The following is an 18,354-nucleotide window of genomic DNA, read 5'->3' as shown; positions in this document are numbered from 1 at the left end:
TACCGCGAGTTTGGGGTCTTGGCATTCACACGACTTGTCCTGTCAAGATAAGCACGCCGACTGCGGAAAGCAGATAGCCGCCGGGATGCTTTGCCCTCGCCATAATCAAATTGACGATGCCCAGAGCAAACCACAGGCAACCGGTTGCCCATATCAACGTATCGGGGCTGTCAGGCAGAACTATGATCAGGGCGGTCAGCAAAAAGAACCCGCTTGATGCATGCCAGCCGAAGCGGGTGATCACCTGAGTCATAGGGGCCTGAATGAATTCATCCCTCACCGCCAACATGGGCGTGATCAGTTTTTTCTCTCCCAGCAACGAGTGAAACACCGCTGCGAAGACAATTAGCGCCGCCGCGAGATAGCGCAGCTCGCTCACCCAGCCGCCCCGATCAATTCGCGCCCGATCAGCATCCGGCGGATCTCGTTCGTCCCTGCGCCGATGTCGAGCAGCTTGGCGTCCCGCATATACCGCTCCACCGGCCAGTCGGTGGTGTAGCCCGCACCGCCCAGCGCCTGCACGCTCTCGGCGGCGACCTTGAAGGCGTTCTCGGAAGCCAGCAAAATCACCCCCGCCGCATCGAAGCGCGTCGTCTGCCCTGCGTCGCAGGCCTTGGCGACCGCATAGGTGTAGGCGCGGGCGGATTGCAGGGCGACATACATGTCGGCGACCTTGGCCTGCATCAGCTGGAAGGAGCCAATCGGCTTCCCGAACTGCTTGCGATCGCGCAGGTAGGGAATCACCGTGTCGAGGCACGCCTGCATGATCCCGAGCTGCAATCCGGCGAGCACCACGCGCTCGTAATCGAGCCCGCTCATCAGCACGCCGACCCCGCCGTTCAATGGCCCCATGATGCGGTCTTCGGGCACGAAGCAGTCGGTGAAGACCAGCTCGGCAGTGGGGGAGCCCTTCATGCCGACCTTGGAAATCTTCTGGCCGATGGCAAAGCCCTCGTCGCCCTTCTCGATCAGGAAGGCGGTGATGCCGCGCGACCCGGCGTGGCCATCGGTCTTGGCATAGACCACCAGCGTATCGGCCTCGGGCGCATTGGTGATCCAGAACTTGGTGCCGTTGAGGACGTATCCGCCCTGAACCGCGTCGGCCTTGAGCTTCATCGAGACCACGTCGCTGCCCGCGCCAGCCTCGGACATGGCCAGCGAGCCAACGTGTTCGCCAGAGATCAGCTTGGGCAGATATTTCGCCTTCTGCTCGTCATTCCCCCAGCGGCGGATCTGGTTGAGGCAGAGGTTGGAGTGCGCGCCGTAGGAAAGGCCGATGCTGGCGCTCGCGCGGCTGACTTCTTCGACCGCGATCACGTGTTCGAGATAGCCGAGCCCCAGCCCGCCCCATTCCTCTTCCACGGTGATGCCGTGGAGACCCAGCGCGCCCATCGGCTCCCACAGCTCGCGCGGAAAACGATCATCGCGGTCGGTGCGGTCAGCCAGCGGCATGATCTGCTCGTCGGCGAAGCGCGCGGCGCTGTCGCGGATCATCTCGGCTGCCTCGCCAAGCTGGAAGTCGAAATCGGGGGTGGCGCGCATTTTATGTCCTGCGAGTGTAATGATGTTCTGCGCACCCGCATAGCAAGCCGCCGGCGAAAGGCCAATCGCCTGCGCTGGCGCATTGCAATCTTCGAAGCTAGGGATGCCAGAGATGACCGCCATTCCACCCCTGCTGGTGTTCGAGCACGCCGCGCGCGCCTATGGCGACAGCGTGGCGGTGGCGGGCGTTTCCTGCGCCATCGCGGCGGGCAGCTTTGTCGCGCTGGTGGGCGCCTCGGGTTCGGGCAAGTCGACGCTGCTCAAGATGGTCAACACCCTCGTCACGCCCACCGGCGGGCGCGTGCTGTTCGGCGGAGAGGATGTGACGGCGCTGAGCCCCTCCCGCCTGCGCCGCCGGGTGGGCTATGTGTTTCAGGGCATCGGGCTGTTCCCGCATTTCTCGGTCGCGGAGAATATCGCCATCGGCCCGCGCCTCACCGGCGAGAAACTGCCGCCCGTCCGCATTGCCGAGCTGCTCGCGCTGGTCGAACTCGATCCCGCGCTCGCCAGCCGCATGCCCGATGAGCTTTCCGGCGGGCAGCGCCAGCGGGTCGGCGTGGCGCGCGCGCTGGCGGGCGAGCCCGAACTTCTCATCATGGACGAGCCCTTCGGCGCGCTCGATCCGGTCACCCGCGACGCGCTGGGCCGCAAGGTGCGCGAGCTGCACGTGGCGCTTGGCCTCACCACGGTGATGGTCACCCACGACATGGCCGAGGCGCTGCTGCTGGCCGACCGGGTGCTGGTGATGGACAAGGGCGAGCTGGTGGCGGACGAGACCCCGCGCGCCTTGCTGGCAGGCGCTGGCGGCGAGGTCGCCCAGCGGCTGGTCGCCGTGCCGCGTCATCAGGCCGAGGCGCTGGCACTGATGGAGCGGGACGCCTGATGGGCGATATCTGGGACATCCTGCCCGGCCTGACCGACAAGCTCGCAGCCCACGTGGTGCTGTCGGCCAGCGCGATCGGGCTCGCCATGCTCATTGCGCTGCCGATGGCGGTGTGGGCGAGCCGCTCGGCGATTGTTGCGCGCCTGTCCCTCAGCCTTGCGAGCCTCGTGCAGACTATTCCTGCCCTCGCCCTCTTGGCATTGTTCTTCCCGCTGCTCCTGTCTCTTAGAGCGGTGTTCGGCGAGGGGCTGCCGACATTGGGCTTTCTCCCGGCGCTGATGGCGCTCACGCTCTATGCCCTGCTGCCGATCCTGAGGAACGCGGTGACGGCGCAGGCCAACCTCGATGAAGGCGTGCTCGAAGCCGCCGACGGCGTCGGCATGACCAAGTGGCAAAAGCTCTATCTGGTCGAAGCCCCGCTTGCCGCGCCCTTCATCATGGCGGGTATCCGCACCGCATCGGTGTGGACCATCGGCGCGGCAACGCTCGCCACCACCATCGGCCAGCCGAGCCTTGGCGATCCGATCTTCGCAGGGCTGCAAACCCAGAACTGGGCGCTGGTGCTGGCGGGATGTCTTGTGAGCGCGGGGCTGGCGCTGGTGGCCGACTGGCTGCTGTGGTGGGTCGAGCGCGGGATTGACGAGCGCAAGCGCTGGAAATGGGCTTCGTCGCTGCTGGCGGTGGCGGCGGGGGTCACCGCCGCGCTGCTGTCGCAAGCGGGCCACGAGGAGCGCCGCATCGTCATCGCCTCCAAGCAGTTCTCCGAGCAATATATCCTCGCCCAATTGATCGGCGCGCGGCTGGAGGCGGCGGGATACGCGGTCGAATATCGCGACGGGCTGGGCAGCGCGGTGGTGCATTCCGCCGTGGCCTCGTCGAGCATCGACATCTCGGTCGACTATACCGGGACGATCTGGACCAATTACCTGAAGCGCAGCGACAATCCCGGGCGCGAGGCGATGTACACCACGATCCGCGACTGGGAAGCGCGCGAGAACAAGGTGAAGGTGCTGGGACGGCTGGGGTTCGAGAACGCCTATGCCTTCGCCATGCGGGCGGACCGGACGAAGGCGCTCGGGGTCACCAGCCTTGCCGATCTCGTCACTGTCGCCCCGCAGCTGACGGTGGGCGGCGATCCCGAATTTTTCGAGCGGCCCGAATGGATCGCGGTGAAGGACGCCTATGGCCTCAGCTTCGGCAAGAGCCGCAATTTCGCGCCGACCTTCATGTATAATGCGCTGCAATCGGGCGAGGCGGACGTGATCAGCGCCTATACCTCCGACGGGCGGATCGCAGCGGACAAGCTGGTGGTGCTGGCCGATCCCGAGGGCGCGCTGCCAAGCTATGACGCGATGATCATGCTCTCGCCGCGGATTGCCGACGACGACGGCGTGATCGCCGCCCTCACCCCGCTGGTGGGCGCGATCAGCGTCGAGGCGATGCGCGAGGCGAACCTCGCGGTCGACCGCGAGGATGCGAAGAAAGTGACGCCCAAACAGGCGGCCGAGGGGTTGGCGCAATCTCTCCGTCGTCCCGGACTTGATCCGGGATGACGGCCTTTTCTTAAGACGCCTTCTTCCACACCTGCGTCTGACAGATCGGGCCGAAGCAGCCCTTCACTTCCAGCGCGCCGTCGCCCTTGCGGCGGACTTCGGAGGTGTAGGTGCGGCCGGTCTTGGGATCATAGACCTGCCCGCGCCAGGCATCGCCATCATTGTTGAGACCGGTGAGGATCGCCGTGCCGATGAGCTTGCGCTGGCGCTTGGCCGGATCGGAATTGTTGATGTCGCGCTGGTCATTGCCGCCCTTGGGGGCGATCAGGAACCGCTCGATCGTGCCGCACAGCGATTTGCCGCATTTGCGGATCGCGATCACCGCGTCCTTTTCCGCCGTCACCCAGCGCCCCGCGATCGGATCGGCGGCCTGCGCCGGGCTCACCGCCGCCAGCATCGCCGCCACGCCTGCGCCTGCAATCATCCATCGTGCCATCATCGCGCCCTTTCTTTTCATCTGCCCGTTCAGGCGAAACCAACACCGAACGGCCAGCGCCGTCCGCACACCCCGAGCACCTTGAACAGCGTGCCCATCTGGCTGTCGTCCACCAGCCGGTCACGCTGGCGCTTCAGCTTGTCCTTTTCGCCCGGATTGCGTCGCTGCAACGCTTCGGTGCGCGTGTCGATCCCCATCTGGCGCAGCCATTCGCCCTGGAATTGCAACCCCATCACCTCGGCCCCGTTCTGCGCCGCGACGTGGCTGAGCAATTCGAAATCGACATGGGCGGTGATATCGGCCTCGCCCGGATGGTCGAACACATCGACCTTCTTGTGCGCTTTCAAGGCCTGCAAGGTGGTGCCCGCGCGCAGCTCCATGTGGCCATAATCGATGATCAGCGCCGCCCCGCCCTGATCGCGCAGGCGCTGGGCAATCTCGGTCATCACCGCGACCGCCGCAGGGCTGGTCTCGATCGTCGCCCCCTGCGAGGCCTTGAGCCAGCTGGACGGGACGATGTGATCCATCCGTTCCTTGCCCGCGACATAGGCGAATTTCTTGCCCTCGATCCCCACCATCCGTTCAAACCAGCCATCGGCCGAGCGCACCAGCTGGTGGATCGGCAGGGCATCGAAGAACTCGTTGGCGACGATCAGCAGCGGGGCATCATCGGGCAGGGTCGAAAGATCATGGTGGTGGTGGCAACCGGGGAACAGCTCGCGCTGCATCTGCCGCAAGGTCGGCGAGGTTTCGACGAAGTGAACCTCGGGCGCGAATTCATAGCGGGACGCCGCCGCCAGCGCATCCCTGGCCAGTGTCCCGCGACCGGGGCCGAGCTCGACATAATGGATCCGCTTGCGGCTGCCCATGCGCACCCACAGGTCCGCCAGCCACAGCCCGATCAGCTCGCCGAACATCTGGCTCACCTCGGGCGCGGTGATGAAGTCGCCCTGATCGCCCAAGGGATCGCGGCTGGCATAATAGCGTGCGTTGCTTTCGGCCATGTAGTGGGCAAGGCTCATCGGCCCGGTCTCGCGGATCAGCCGGCGGAAGCTCTTGTTCAGATCGATCTTGGCGCGGGCGGCGGCCTTGGCTTCCGCCTTGGCTCGCTTTTCGGCTTCGGCGGCAGCGGCGGCCTCGGCCTTGAGGCGCGCTTCCTCTTCCGCCTTGAGCCGCGCCGCTTCCTCGGCTGCGATCCGCGCCTTCTCCTCGGCTTCGGCCTTGAGCCGGGCTTCCTCGGCTTCGCGGCGGGCCTGCTCTTCGGCCTCGGCTTTCAGACGCGCGGCTTCACGGGCTTCGGCTTCGGCGCGCGCCTTTTCCTCGGCCCTGAGGCGCTCGGCCTCGCGGGCTTCGGCCTCGCGGCGTTCGCGCTCTTCGGCAAGGGCGCGCTCCTTGGCTTCCTTGCGGGCCTGGGCTTCGGCCTCCTTGCGGGCCTTTTCCTCGGCGGCGAGACGCGCGCGTTCGGCAACTTCGGCCTCCCGCCGGGCGCGGGCTTCGGCGGCGGCTTTCTCGCGGGCTTCGCGTTCGGCCGCGGCGCGGGCGAGGCTTTCGGCCTTGGCGCGCTCGCGCTCCTCGCGCATCAGGCGGGCGCGTTCCTCGGCTTCGGCCTTGGCCCGGGCAAGCGCTTCCGCCTTGGCGCGGGCTTCGGCTTCGGCGCGGGCGCGGGCCTCGTTCTTGGCCTCCTCGCGCGCCGCAGCGCGGGCGGCAGCCTCGGCCTCGGCCGCCGCAGCAACAGCCGCCTTGGCCGCTGCCTTGGCGGCGACGATATCATCCTCGGGATCGATCAGACGCAGCGTGCTGCGCCAGACCCCGTTTACGCCGGAGCTGTCGTCCCCGCGCCCAGCGGCTTGTTCCGCAGCGCGTAGATCACGACAATCAATCCAGTCAGGATAAGCGGTATGGTCAGCCATTGCCCCATCGATAGTCCGGTTCGTGCCGCGAAGTCAGCCAGCTGTGCGTCCGGCTCGCGGAAAAATTCGTTAACGAAGCGCGAAATGCCCATGCCGAGCGTGAACACGCCCGCCAGCAAGCCCGGGCGATAGCGCGCGCGGGTGGTCCAGAACAGCAGCATCATGATGACGAGCAGCGCCAGCCCTTCGAGCCCCGCCTGATAGAGCTGGCTGGGGTGGCGCGGCAGATCGTCGGCGGCGGGGAAGACCATCGCCCAGGGCACATCGGTGACGCGCCCCCACAGCTCGCCATTGACGAAATTCGCCAGCCGCCCGAGCAGCATCCCCATCGGCACGCCGACTGCAACGTAATCGACCACACGGATGAAGTTGAGCCGATCGCGCCAGGCGACATAGGCCATCGCCACCGTCACCCCCATCAGCCCGCCGTGGAACGCCATCCCGCCTTCCCACATCCGCAGCAGCTTCCACGAGACAAAGCCGTCGCCGGAGAAATCGGTGAAGGCGCTGGGGATGCCGGTGTCTCCGCCGGTGTAGAACAGCGCATAGCCCAGCCGTCCGCCGAAGATCACGCCCAGCGTGCAGTAGAAGAACAGATCATCGGCATGGCGCTGGGCCATCGGCGCGCCGGGCTGCTTCAGCATCTTCGAGGTGTGCCAATAGGCGAAGATCACCCCGATCAGATAAGCCAGCGAGTAATAGCGCAGCGTGAAAAAGCCCAGTTCGATGCCCGGACGCAGGCCGAGCTCCGCCCATTGGATCGGATCGGCAGCGCCGCTTGCGGCAAGTAGTGACAGCACGGAGCGAACCCCTTATTGACAATGATATGCCGTATCGGCGGGCCTGATTTGGCCGTGTTGCGAAGGTGCTTCTGGCACAGCGCGCAAGGCAGGGGAAGGGGCGCAGGACGCCGGGACGGAATGGGACAGGCAATTCGGCACGCTATGCGGCACATGGGGTCGCACCCGGCCGACGCGCCGCAACAAGAGAGAGGAACATAACCGCATGCCCACCCAGCTGGACAATGCGCTCGAAGCGATCATCACCGGCCTTACCGCCGAGGGAATGCCCTTCGCCACCGTGCCCTTCACCCGCGACGGGATCACCATGCCCGCCTTCGCCGGTGCCCCGCCGAGCCTTGCGCATTACTTCGCGCATTTCTGCAACGAGCACCGCGATCTGCCCTTTCTGGTCGACGGCGATATCCGGCTGACCTTCGCCGAGGCCTACAGTGCGGCGACCTGCGTAGCGGAAAGCCTGGTGCAGGCACACGGCATCGAAAAGGGCGACCGGATCGGGCTTGCCGCCCGCAATTCGGCCAACTGGATGATCGCCTATATGGGCATCATCATGGCCGGCGGCTGCGCCACGCTGCTCAACGGTTTCTCGAGCGGAGAGGAACTGGCTTACGGGCTCGAACTGGCGGAATGCAAAGTGCTGCTCGCCGATGATGGACGCGCCGCCCGCCTCGAAGGCCATGCCCATCCGGCCAAGGTGGTGCTGTTCGGCCATGGCAATGCGCCCTCGGAAGGCCTCGCCAATGTCTGGGCGCTGCCGCAAGGCACCAGCACGGCGATGGCGATGCTGGGCCAGATCGGTCCGGACGATATTGCCACCATCCTCTACACCTCGGGTTCGACCGGCAAGTCCAAGGGCGCATGGTCGGATCACCGCGGCGTCATCCACGGCGTGATGAACTACATCGCCCAGAGCGCGATGGCCAAGGTCCATGTCGAGAGCACTGGCGAAGTCCTCAGCGATCAGCCCTGCGCGCTGGTGGCCGTGCCGCTGTTCCACGTCACCGGCGAAGTGCCGCTGTTCCTCCAGAGCTTCGCTATCGCGCGCAAGCTGGTGCTGATGCCCAAGTGGGACGCCGGCCTCGCGATCCGGCTGATGGCGGAAGAGAAGGTGACCTATTTCGTCGGCGTGCCGCTGATGAGCTATGAAATCGCCAACCATCCCGAGCGCGCGAACTACGACCTTTCGGCGTGCAAGAGCTTTGCCGCAGGCGGCGCGCCGCGTCCGGTGGAGCACGTCACCCGCATCAAGGAAGCCTTCCCCGGCGGCTTCCCGCTGCTGGGCTATGGCCTCACCGAAACCAACGCGGTGGGCTGCGGCAATTTTAACGAGAACTACCTCGCCAAGCCCGGCTCGACGGGCCGGCCATCCAAGCCGATGGTCGATCTCGCGATCCTCGACGATGCCGGAAACCCGCTGGCCAATGGCCAGGTGGGCGAAGTCTGCATCCGCTCGGTCGCCAATTTCCGCGGCTACTGGAAGAACGAGGAAGCGACCAAGGCCGCCTTCACCGCCAGCGGCTATTTCCGCACCGGCGATCTCGGCTATCTCGACGAGGACGAATACCTCTTCATCGTCGATCGCAAGAAGGACATCATCATCCGCGGCGGCGAGAACATCTCCTGCATCGAGGTGGAAGACGCGATCTATGCGCATGACGATGTCGGCGAATGTTCGGTCTTCGGCTTGGCCGACGAGCGTTTCGGCGAGGTGCCGGCGGCGGTCTACCGCATGAAGGACGGCCACCCGGCGATCACCCCGGGCGAGCTGCGCGCCTTCCTGCTGGAGCGGATCGCGCCGTTCAAGGTGCCGCTCGAACACCAGATCTGGATCACCGAGGAGGCCCTGCCGCGCCTCGGCACCCAGAAGATCGACAAGCGCACCGTCAAGGCGCGTTACACCAGCGAGGCTGTCGCGGCGTGAGCCACACGTGAGTCCCCGCCGCGTCCCCGGCCAGCGGGCGATCATCGACCGGCGCGCGCTGGCCGATGAGGTCGCTGGCCTGCACGCGTCCGGGGGCGCGGGCGCGCGGGCGGAGATCGTCAAGGCTCTGCGCGCCGCGCTCGACATAGGGCGCGCAGAGCTGGCCCGGCGGCTGGCCGAAGCGCCGTCCGCCGGGCACGATGTGACGGGGGGCTATTCCTTCCTCACCGATCAATTGCTGCGGGTGATCCACGATCACGTCACCACCCACCTCTACCCCGTGCCCAACCGCACGCAGGCAGAACGCCTCGCGATCCTTGCGGTGGGCGGATACGGGCGCGCCGAGATGGCGCCCCATTCGGACATCGACATCGCCTTCATCACCCCGATGCGCCGCTCGCCGTGGTGCGAACAGGTGATCGAGGCGATGCTCTACATTCTGTGGGATCTGGGCCTCAAGGTCGGCCATTCGAGCCGCACCGTGTCCGACACGATGCGCATGGCGAAGGAGGATCTCACCATCCGCACCGCCCTGCTCGAAAGCCGTCTGGTGTGGGGTGACCAGCCGCTTTACGAGGAATTGCGCCAGCGCTTCTGGAGCGATGTCGCCAAGGGGAGCGAGCGGCAGTTCCTCACCCTCAAGCTCGCCGAACGCGATGCGCGGCACAAGCGCATGGGCGACAGCCGCTATGTCGTCGAACCCAACGTCAAGGATGGCAAGGGCGGCCTGCGCGATCTCCAGACGCTCTACTGGATCGGCAAATATGTCCACCGCGTCGGCTCTGCGGCAGAGCTGGTCGATGTCGGCCTGCTGACCGCAGGGGAATATCGCAACTTCCGCCGCGCCGAGGGCTTTCTGCTGGCGGTGCGCTGCCACATGCACATTCTCACCGATCGCGCCGAGGACCGGCTGACCTTCGACCTTCAGCGCCGCGTGGCCGAGCGGATGCAATTCGCCGACCGCCCGGGCAAGAGCGCGGTCGAGCGGTTCATGCAGTACTATTTCCTTCAGGCGAAACGCGTCGGCAGCCTGACCGGCGTGTTCCTTGCGCACCTCGACGAGGAATTCGCCCGCAAGCGCACCCGCAGCGGCTTCTTTGCCGGATGGACCCAGCGTCCGCGCGTGTTCAAGGGCTACATGGTCGAAGGCGGAAAGCTGCGCGCGCCCGGTGATGACTGGTTCCGCACCGATCCCGTGCGCCTTGTCGAAGTGTTCCAGCTGGCCGAGGCCGAGGGGCTGGAAATCCACCCCGAAACCATGCGGCAGGCGGGGCGCGATGCGAAGCTGATCGACGCCGCCGTGCGCCGCGACAAGCGCGCCAACGCCCTGTTCCTCGACCTTCTGGGCGGGCGCAAGGACCCGGAGAACGCGCTGCGTTGGATGAACGAGGCCGGCGTGTTCGGCCGCTTCGTGCCCGATTTCGGCCGGGTCAACGCGCAGATGCAGTTTGACATGTATCATCACTACACGGTCGACGAACACACCATCCGCGCCATCGGCCTGCTCTCGCAGATCGAGCGCGGGTTGCTGGCCGCCGATCACCCGCGCGGCACCCGCGAGATTTCCAAGGTCGCCTCGCGCCGCGCGCTCTATGTCGCGGTGCTGCTGCACGATATCGCCAAGGGCCGCGGGGGCGATCATTCGGAACTCGGCGCGGAGGTGGCGCATCGCCTGTGCCCGCGTTTCGGGCTGGACGAGAAGGAGACCGATCTCGTCGCCTGGCTGGTGCTCCACCATCTCCTGATGAGCCGCACCGCGCAGAAGCGCGATCTCACCGATCCCAAGACGATCGAGGATTTCGCAGGCGAGGTGCAGAGCCTTGAACGCCTGCGCAATCTCGCCATCCTCACCGCGGTCGATATCCGTGCCGTGGGGCCGGGGACGTGGAACAGCTGGAAGGGCCAGCTGCTGGGCGAGCTTTACGACGCGACGCAGGAGCGCCTGCGGTTGGGCCACAGCGGCCACGGGCGCAAGCAGCGGGTCGCGGCCAAGAAGGATGCGGTCGCGCGGCTGCTGGGCGAGCAGGAGGATCTGGTCGATTCCATCGGCGCGCAGCTGGCCGACGCCTACTGGATCGCCGAGCCCGAGGACATCATCGTCGGCAACCTCAGGCAGTATGACGCCGCGCGCGCAGGCAGCGAGCAACTGTCGATCCAGTGCGAGCCCGACGAGACCCGCGGCGCCACCCGCGTCAGCGTGATCGCGGCGGACCACCCCGGACTGTTCTACCGCATGGCGGGCGGCATCCACCTTGCCGGCGCGAACATCATCGACGCGCGCATCCACACCGCGCGCAGCGGCTATGCCGTCGACAATTTCCTCGTGCAGGACCAGCACGGCCAGCCCTTCCGCGAAGAGGCTCAGATCGCGCGGATCCAGAAGGGCATCCGCGACGCGCTGCTCGCCAAGGTCGAACTGGTGCCCAAGCTGGCCGCGCGCCCGCTCGCCCATTCGCGCGCCAAGGCCTTCGATGTCGCCCCGCGGGTCGGCTTCGACAATGACGCCTCGAACAACTTCACCGTGATCGAGGTGACTGCGCGCGATCGCCCCGCGCTGCTCAACCGGCTGGCGCACGCGCTCTACAAGGCCAACCTGATCGTCCATTCCGCCCATATCACCGCCTATGGCGAGGCGGCGGCGGATACCTTCTACGTCACCGATCTGACGGGGGCGAAGATCAAGGGCACGGATCGTCTGGCCGAGATCGAAGCCCGGCTGCTGGAGGCCGCAAGCGACCGCCGCCAGCAACAGCTGGAAAAAGCGTAATTGCAATTACCTGAAGATTCAGGATTTTAGCAGGATCCGCCAAACCTGCCGCGATAGGTTGCAATTGCGGGACGTATTGCTATTGGGGCGGCCCTCAACTCAGGGAGAGTTATAACATGACCACCGCAACCCCCCTGCGGAGCCCCCTCCGGCTCGGCAAAATCGCGCTGCTGCTCGGCACCGCTGCACTGACCCCTGTCGCCGCCTACGCGCAGGACAGCGAAGCCCCCGGCGCCGAAGAGCGCACCAGCACGCTGGACGCGATCAACGAGATCCTCGTCACCGGCACCAAGACCCGCGATGCCGAAAACGTGCAGGATGTGCCGCTGGCCGTCACCGCGTTCAACTCGGGCACGCTCGAAGCCTTCAAGATCCGCGACATCCAGGGCCTCTCGTTCCAGGCTCCGACTGTCAGCCTCGATCAGGTCGGCACCAGCCGCGGCACCGCCAACTTCACCGTGCGCGGCCTCGGCATCAACTCGTCGATCCCCTCGATCGACCCCACCGTCGGCGTCTTCGTTGACGGCGTCTACCTCGGCATCAACGGCGGCGTCGTGTTCGACCTGTTCGACCTCGACTCTGTCGAAATCCTGCGCGGCCCGCAGGGCGTGCTGTTCGGCCGCAACGTGACCGGCGGCGCCGTGGTGCTCAACACCGGCAACCCGACCGAAGACTTCCGCGGCAAGTTCCGCGCGGCAGTTGACGGCCCGGCATTGGATGGCGGCCGCGGCGGCCCCAACTACACCGTCAGCGGCGTGATCTCCGGCCCGATCGTCGAAGACGTGCTGCTGTTCAAGGTCGGCGCCTATTACAACAAGGACGAAGGTTACTTCACCAACCTGTTCGACGGTTCGAACCATGGCGGTGCGGAAACCAAGATCCTGCGCGGCGCGCTCGAAGCGCGTCTGGGCGGCCTGACCCTGCTCGGTAAGCTCGACTACTTCGAGAGCGACGGCGATGGCCCCTCGGCCCAGAACCGCGGCTTCTTCGATCGCAACTCCTATGACTTCGCGATCGACGAGCCGGGCTTCTACGCCAACGAAATCTGGACCGGCTCGCTCACCGCGACGCTCGACATCGGCCCGGGTACCCTGACCAACGTGTTCGGCTATCGCGACTATCAGGCCACCACCCGTGGCGACATCGACGCGACCCGCCTGTTCCTGTTCCACTCCTCGACCGAGACCCAGCAGGACCAGATCTCGAACGAACTGCGCTATGCCATGTCGTTCGACAGCCTCGAGCTGACCGTCGGCGGCTTCTACTTCCAGCAGGGCCTCGCCTATGACGAGAGCCGCGAGCTGCGCCGCGACCTGCCGGTGAACCTGCGTCCGCCGGTGTTCTTCGGCGGTGGCCGTCAGGATCACGAAGTGCTCGGCGTGTTCGCCAACGCCCAGTGGGAAATCGTCGACAGCCTCTCGCTGATCGCCGGTATCCGCTGGAACCAGGAAACCAAGGACGCCGCGGTGACCTACATCACCCCGCGTGCGCCCTGTTCGGTGATCGCGGGCACCTGCCCGACCGGCACCCGTCCGTTCAACCCGGCGACCGAGACCGGCGGCTTCACCGACAAGGTGCGCTTCCGCAACGTCTCGCCCAAGCTTGGCCTGCAGTACGAATTCGCTGACAGCCAGGTCTACGGCCACTGGAGCCGCGGCTTCCGTTCGGGCGGTTACAACTTCCGCATCACCAACGTGCCGGTGTTCGGCCGCGCCTTCGCCGCCACCGGCGAACTGGGCTTCGACGAAGAGCAGGTCGACAATTACGAAATCGGCGGCAAGTTCCAGACGGCTGATGGCTCGTTCACGCTCAACGTGGCCGGCTATGTCACCAAGGTCGGCAACATGCAGCGCGAAGTGAACCTGGCTGATCCGGGCGCGGGCGTGGTGCAGAACATCCTCAACACCGCCGATGCGACGATCCTCGGCTTCGAAGCCGAAGCGCGCATGCGCGTGTCGGATGCCCTGGCCTTCACCGCCAACCTCGGCCTGATCGACGCGCAGTACGACCGCGTGCTGTTCGACATCTCGGGCGATGGCCGCATCACCGATGCGGACCTCGACCTGAGCCTGCCGCGCGTTCCCCCGATCACGGTGGGCGTGGGCATGATCCACGAATGGGATCTGGGCAGCAGCAACATCCTGACCCGCGTGAACTACCAGTACCGCGACCGCGCAGCCTATACCGACGACAACTTCGGCTGGCTGAACGAGCTGCAGAACCTGGAAGCGAACATCACCTGGAACACGCCGATCGAAGGCTTCTCGCTGTCGATCTACGGCCGCAACCTGCTCGATCAGGTGCAGGAAGGCGGCGACACCCAGGTGCCCTTCGCGGGCCCGCTGTCCGACGGCGTGCAGACCCCGTTCCAGCAGCGTCCGGGTGCCGGCACCTTCTCGCCGCTGATGCGCGGCCGGAACGTCGGCATCGAGGCGATGTTCGAATTCTAAGTGAAACGTCCCTCCCCGTCCCGCAAGGGATGGGGAGGTGGCAGCCCGCAGGGCTGACGGAGGGGTCGGGCGGCAACGTCCGCCCCTCTTTTCTTTTGGGTATCTTACCCGCGCCCGCCGAACAGCGCGGTGCCCACGCGCACATGGGTCGCGCCCAGCATCACTGCGGTCTCGTAATCGCCGCTCATCCCCATGCTGAGGCCGGTGAGGCCATTGTCAGCCGCAAGCTTGGCCAGCAGCGCAAAGAACGGCGCGGCTTCGGTGTCGGCCGGGGGAATGCACATCAGCCCGGCAAGCGGCACATCGGCGGCGCGCACGGCTTCGAGGAAGGCGGGCAAATCGGCGATGCCGCAGCCGCCCTTCTGCGGCTCGTCCCCGATATTCACCTGCACAAAGCACGGCACCCGCTTGCCCGCCTTGTCCATCGCCTTGGCCAGCGCCGTCAGCAGACTTGGCCGGTCAAGAGAGTGGATGCAGTCGAACAGCGCCACGGCCTCGTCCGCCTTGTTCGATTGCAACTGGCCGATGAGGTGGAGTTCGATATCGGGATATTGCGCCTTCAGGGCCGGCCACTTGCCCTCGGCCTCCTGCACCCGGTTCTCCCCGAACACGCGCTGGCCCGCAGCGATCAGCGGCAGGATCGCGGGCGCATCATGGGTCTTGCTGACCGCGATCAGCGTGACCGAGGAGGCCTCGCGGCGGGCAGGCTTGCAGACGCGGGCGATGTTGGCGTGCACTTCGGCAAGGCGGGTTGCTGCATTTTCCATGGCCGCGCTCTATAGCGGGGTTGTGACGCGCGCCAGTCCCCTCCCAGCCCTGTGGCTGATCTCCGACGCCCGCAATGATGCGGCGCTGGAAGGGGCGCTCGCCCGCCTGCCACGCGGATCGGGGTTCATCTATCGCCACTACCACCTGCCCGATCCCGAGCGTTATCTGCGGTTCCGCCAGCTGCGCCGCATCGCGAAGACGCGCGGCCATGTGGTGATCCTTGCCGATAGCGCGCTGACCGCCCGGGAATGGGGAGCGGACGGGATCTATGGCAGCCCGCGCAGCCTCGCGCCGCGCCGCGCCGGCCTGATCCACCTCGCCACTGCCCACGGGGCGGGCGAATTGGCGCTCGCGGCACGGCTGGGCGCGGATGCGGTGCTGCTCTCGCCGGTGTTCGTCACACGGACCCATCCGGGCGGCGGAACGCTGGGCGCGGTGCGCTTCGGCCTGCTGGCGCGGCAATCGCGGCTGCCGGTGATTGCGCTGGGCGGGATGACGGGCCAGCGCGCCCGGATGCTCGGCTGGCCCCGCTGGGCCGCGATCGACGGGTTGAGCCGATGAACCACCGCGACGACGACGACCTCTACCGGCGCGCCTGCGAATACATCGCGCAAGGTGGCAGCCCCCGCACCTCGCATCTCATGCTCCAGTTCAAGGTCGGCTATCTGCAAGCCTCGCGCTGGATCGAGCGGATGCTGGAGAACGGCATCCTTACCCCGCCGCGCGACACGTTCCATTGAGCCTCGCTTCGCCGCACTTCGCTTGACCGGAGTCCTCCGAGGATTCATGGTGTGTTCCGCTCAGGAGACCGCCCCATGGCCAGCCGCGCCGTTCCGCCCAGAACCAAGCCCCCCGTCAGCAAGAGCGACGCCGAATGGCGCGCGGGGCTGCGGCGTGGTCTGAGGCGGCTGGCGCAGATGACCGGCGCGGGGCTGCTGCTCGGCGCAACCATCTTCCTCGCGCTCGCGCTGGTCAGCTACACCCAGACCGACCCCAGCGGATCGACCGCGGCTGACACCGCCGCAGTCGCCAACTGGATGGGCCTTTCCGGCGCATGGGTGGCGGACAAGGTGCTGCTGATCTTCGGCCTGCCCGGCGCGCTGCTGCTGCCGCTGCTCTATGTCTCGGCGCGCAAGCTGTGGCGCGATGTCGAGAACGGCGACGAGGCGGAAACCTCGCCCTGGTGGCTGCCCACCGGGCTCTTGCTGATCGCCATGACCTTGCTCGCGACCGTGCTCGCACTCGCCTTTCAGGGCCCCGGCGGCACGCTCCCCGCGCAGGCCGGGGGCCTTGCCGGCCTGCTCGGCGCAGGCGCGATCGAGGCGCTGGCGGCACGGATTGCCGGCGATGCGCAGGGCTGGGTGATCCTCGGCGCGGCGCTGGTGTGCCTTGCGACGGGCGTGGGCCTGCTCACCCGCATCTTCGCGATCGATTGGCGCGCGCTGATGAGCCTGCCCGAGTTCCTTGGCGGCGGCACGCTCGCCGGCCTGCTGCGCGCCCTCCCGCTGCCGGGGCGCAAACCCGCCGAGGCGCTGGCCTTTGCGGGTGACGAGGAAGACGAACTCGCCATCCCCGCCCGCCCGCGCCGCCCGGCCAAGGGTGCCGATGCCGCCCCTGTCACCATCGACGAGCCCCAGCGCCGCCCGCCCGAAATCAGCGATCCCTCCGCCCCGCCCAAGCGCGCCGTCCAGCCCGCCAAGGCCGCGCAGGGCGACATGTTCGCCGCCTTCAAGCTGCCGAGCCTCGATCTGCTCGCCGAACCGCCGGTCGACAAGGCGCCCAAGCTCGACAAGGTCGCCCTCGAACGCAACGCCCGCCTGCTCGAAAACGTGCTCGACGACTTCAATGTGAAGGGCGAAATCACCGCGGTGCGCACCGGCCCGGTGGTGACGATGTACGAGCTCGAACCCGCGCCCGGCATCAAGGCCAGCCGCGTGGTCGGCCTTGCCGAGGATATCGCCCGCAACATGAGCGCGATTTCCGCGCGCGTCTCGCCCATCCCGGGGCGCACGGTGATGGGGATCGAACTGCCCAATCAGGATCGCCAGATGGTGGCCCTGAAGGAACTCGCCGCCTGCGCCGCCTTTGCCGATGCCAAGGGCAACCTGCCGATCATCCTCGGCAAGGATATCGCGGGCGAGCCGATCATCGCCGATCTTGCCGCCATGCCCCACCTGCTGGTGGCCGGGACCACCGGCAGCGGTAAATCGGTCGGCCTCAACGTCATCCTGCTCTCGCTGCTCTATCGCTTCACGCCGTCCGAGCTGCGCCTGATCCTGATCGATCCCAAGGTGCTGGAGCTCAAGACCTACGACGATATCCCGCACCTGCTCTCGCCCGTCGTCACCGAGCCGCACAAATCGGTGCGCGCCTTGAAGTGGGCGGTCGAGGAGATGGAGCGCCGCTACCGCATGATGAGCGCGATTTCCTCGCGCAACATCAACTCCTTCAACGAGAAGGTCTCCGCCGCCATCGCCAAGGGCAAGCCCTTGGGCCGCCGCGTGCAGACCGGCTTCGACCCCGAGACCGGCGAGCAATTGTTCGAGGAAGAACAGCTCGATTACGAACCCCTGCCGCAGATCGTGCTGATCGTCGACGAACTCGCGGACCTGATGGTGACGGTGGGCAAGGAAATCGAAGTCCTGATCCAGCGCCTCAGCCAGAAGAGCCGCGCGGCGGGCATCCACCTGATCATGGCGACGCAGCGCCCCTCGGTCGACGTCATCACCGGCGTCATCAAGGCCAACCTGCCGACCCGCATCAGCTTCAAGGTGACCAGCCGGATCGACAGCCGCACCATCCTTGGCGAACAGGGCGCCGAACAGCTGCTGGGCAAGGGCGACATGCTCTACAAGCCCAACACCGGCGCGATGGTGCGCGTCCACGGGCCCTTCGTTTCGGACGAGGAAGTGGAAGCGGTCGCCACCTTCTGGCGCGGACAGGGCGCGCCCGAATATGTCGATGCCGTCACCGAGGAGCCGGAAGACGGCGGCTTCGGCTTCGAGGACGAGTTCACCGGATCGGACAACCCCGAAGAGCGCAAGTATCGCCAGGCCTGCCAGATTGTGATCGAGAACCAGAAGGCGAGCGGCAGCTGGCTCCAGCGCCAGATGGGCGTGGGCTACAACACCGCCGCCAAGTGGATCGAACGGATGGAGGAAGACGGCCTCGTCGGCCCCGCCAACCATGTCGGCCGACGGGTGATCTACCGGGACAGGGACGGGAATCCGTTGTGATCTTGGCCACCTGACGGTGGCGCAGACCTCCCGCCCCACCTCCCCACCCGGCCACCAATGATACCATCAGGCTATGGTGGCCGGGTGG

Annotated in this window: 14 protein-coding genes; 8 read left to right on the top strand and 6 right to left on the bottom strand. The window is 66.6% G+C overall.

Annotated features, from left to right (window positions below):
* Positions 1-25: 25 nt before the first annotated feature.
* A complete protein-coding gene (locus RSE14_RS11070; protein WP_324073646.1) occupies positions 26-379 on the bottom strand; it encodes a hypothetical protein in 354 nt (117 codons plus the stop codon).
* Positions 376-1,542, bottom strand: coding sequence for an isovaleryl-CoA dehydrogenase (locus RSE14_RS11065; protein ID WP_324073645.1), 1,167 nt, complete (start codon positions 1,540-1,542; stop codon positions 376-378). The genes RSE14_RS11070 and RSE14_RS11065 overlap by 4 nt, the downstream gene beginning before the upstream one ends.
* A gap of 112 nt (positions 1,543-1,654) precedes the next feature.
* Between RSE14_RS11065 and RSE14_RS11060 the strand changes: the two genes are divergently transcribed.
* Both RSE14_RS11060 and RSE14_RS11055 read left to right on the top strand, forming a co-directional pair.
* Positions 1,655-2,425: an ATP-binding cassette domain-containing protein gene (locus tag RSE14_RS11060; protein ID WP_324073644.1), complete on the top strand. Its 771-nt coding sequence runs from the start codon at positions 1,655-1,657 to the stop codon at positions 2,423-2,425.
* A complete protein-coding gene (locus RSE14_RS11055; RefSeq protein ID WP_324073643.1) occupies positions 2,425-3,978 on the top strand; it encodes an ABC transporter permease/substrate-binding protein in 1,554 nt (517 codons plus the stop codon). The genes RSE14_RS11060 and RSE14_RS11055 overlap by 1 nt, the downstream gene beginning before the upstream one ends.
* A gap of 10 nt (positions 3,979-3,988) precedes the next feature.
* Here RSE14_RS11055 and RSE14_RS11050 read toward each other — a convergent pair whose 3' ends face one another.
* From RSE14_RS11050 to lgt, 3 genes are read right to left on the bottom strand one after another with little or no spacing between them, the layout of a single operon-like run.
* Entirely contained in the window at positions 3,989-4,417 is a 429-nt protein-coding gene (locus RSE14_RS11050) for a DUF2147 domain-containing protein (protein ID WP_324073642.1), read from the bottom strand.
* Between the two features lie 26 nt (positions 4,418-4,443).
* Complete coding sequence (locus tag RSE14_RS11045; protein ID WP_324073641.1) at positions 4,444-6,324, bottom strand: class I SAM-dependent methyltransferase; 1,881 nt, start codon at positions 6,322-6,324, stop codon at positions 4,444-4,446.
* On the bottom strand, positions 6,228-7,124 hold the full coding sequence (gene lgt / locus RSE14_RS11040; RefSeq protein ID WP_324073640.1) for a prolipoprotein diacylglyceryl transferase: 897 nt from the start codon (positions 7,122-7,124) through the stop codon (positions 6,228-6,230). The genes RSE14_RS11045 and lgt overlap by 97 nt, the downstream gene beginning before the upstream one ends.
* A 205-nt stretch (positions 7,125-7,329) precedes the next feature.
* Between lgt and RSE14_RS11035 the strand changes: the two genes are divergently transcribed.
* From RSE14_RS11035 to RSE14_RS11025, 3 genes are all read left to right on the top strand, one after another.
* Positions 7,330-9,045: a class I adenylate-forming enzyme family protein gene (locus RSE14_RS11035; RefSeq protein WP_324073638.1), complete on the top strand. Its 1,716-nt coding sequence runs from the start codon at positions 7,330-7,332 to the stop codon at positions 9,043-9,045.
* 7 nt (positions 9,046-9,052) lie between these two features.
* The gene (locus RSE14_RS11030; RefSeq protein WP_324073636.1) at positions 9,053-11,812 is read left to right on the top strand and encodes a [protein-PII] uridylyltransferase; all 2,760 of its coding nucleotides are present in this window, start codon (positions 9,053-9,055) and stop codon (positions 11,810-11,812) included.
* A 116-nt stretch (positions 11,813-11,928) separates the two neighbouring features.
* A complete protein-coding gene (locus RSE14_RS11025) occupies positions 11,929-14,262 on the top strand; it encodes a TonB-dependent receptor (protein WP_324073634.1) in 2,334 nt (777 codons plus the stop codon).
* 104 nt (positions 14,263-14,366) lie between these two features.
* On the opposite strand, the gene RSE14_RS11020 is transcribed toward RSE14_RS11025, so the two are convergent.
* Positions 14,367-15,029, bottom strand: a complete 663-nt coding sequence (locus tag RSE14_RS11020) for a YggS family pyridoxal phosphate-dependent enzyme (RefSeq protein WP_324073631.1) — start codon at positions 15,027-15,029, stop codon at positions 14,367-14,369.
* Here RSE14_RS11020 and RSE14_RS11015 point away from each other — a divergent pair.
* From RSE14_RS11015 to RSE14_RS11005, 3 genes are all read left to right on the top strand, one after another.
* Positions 15,028-15,591 carry a thiamine phosphate synthase gene (locus RSE14_RS11015; protein ID WP_324073628.1) on the top strand — a complete coding sequence of 188 codons (564 nt, stop codon included), beginning with the start codon at positions 15,028-15,030 and terminating at the stop codon, positions 15,589-15,591. The genes RSE14_RS11020 and RSE14_RS11015 overlap by 2 nt on opposite strands.
* Positions 15,588-15,770 (top strand): DNA translocase FtsK, encoded by a 183-nt coding sequence (locus tag RSE14_RS11010; protein ID WP_324073626.1) that lies wholly within the window; start codon positions 15,588-15,590, stop codon positions 15,768-15,770. The genes RSE14_RS11015 and RSE14_RS11010 overlap by 4 nt, the downstream gene beginning before the upstream one ends.
* A gap of 75 nt (positions 15,771-15,845) precedes the next feature.
* Positions 15,846-18,266, top strand: a complete 2,421-nt coding sequence (locus tag RSE14_RS11005; RefSeq protein WP_324073625.1) for an FtsK/SpoIIIE family DNA translocase — start codon at positions 15,846-15,848, stop codon at positions 18,264-18,266.
* Positions 18,267-18,354 lie beyond the last annotated feature (88 nt).

Source organism: Erythrobacter sp. (genome assembly GCF_035194505.1).
In the GTDB taxonomy this organism is placed as follows: Bacteria; Pseudomonadota; Alphaproteobacteria; order Sphingomonadales; family Sphingomonadaceae; genus Erythrobacter.
The sequence above is the reverse complement of the archived record's forward strand: the minus strand, read 5'-3'. Positions and strand labels throughout refer to the sequence as shown.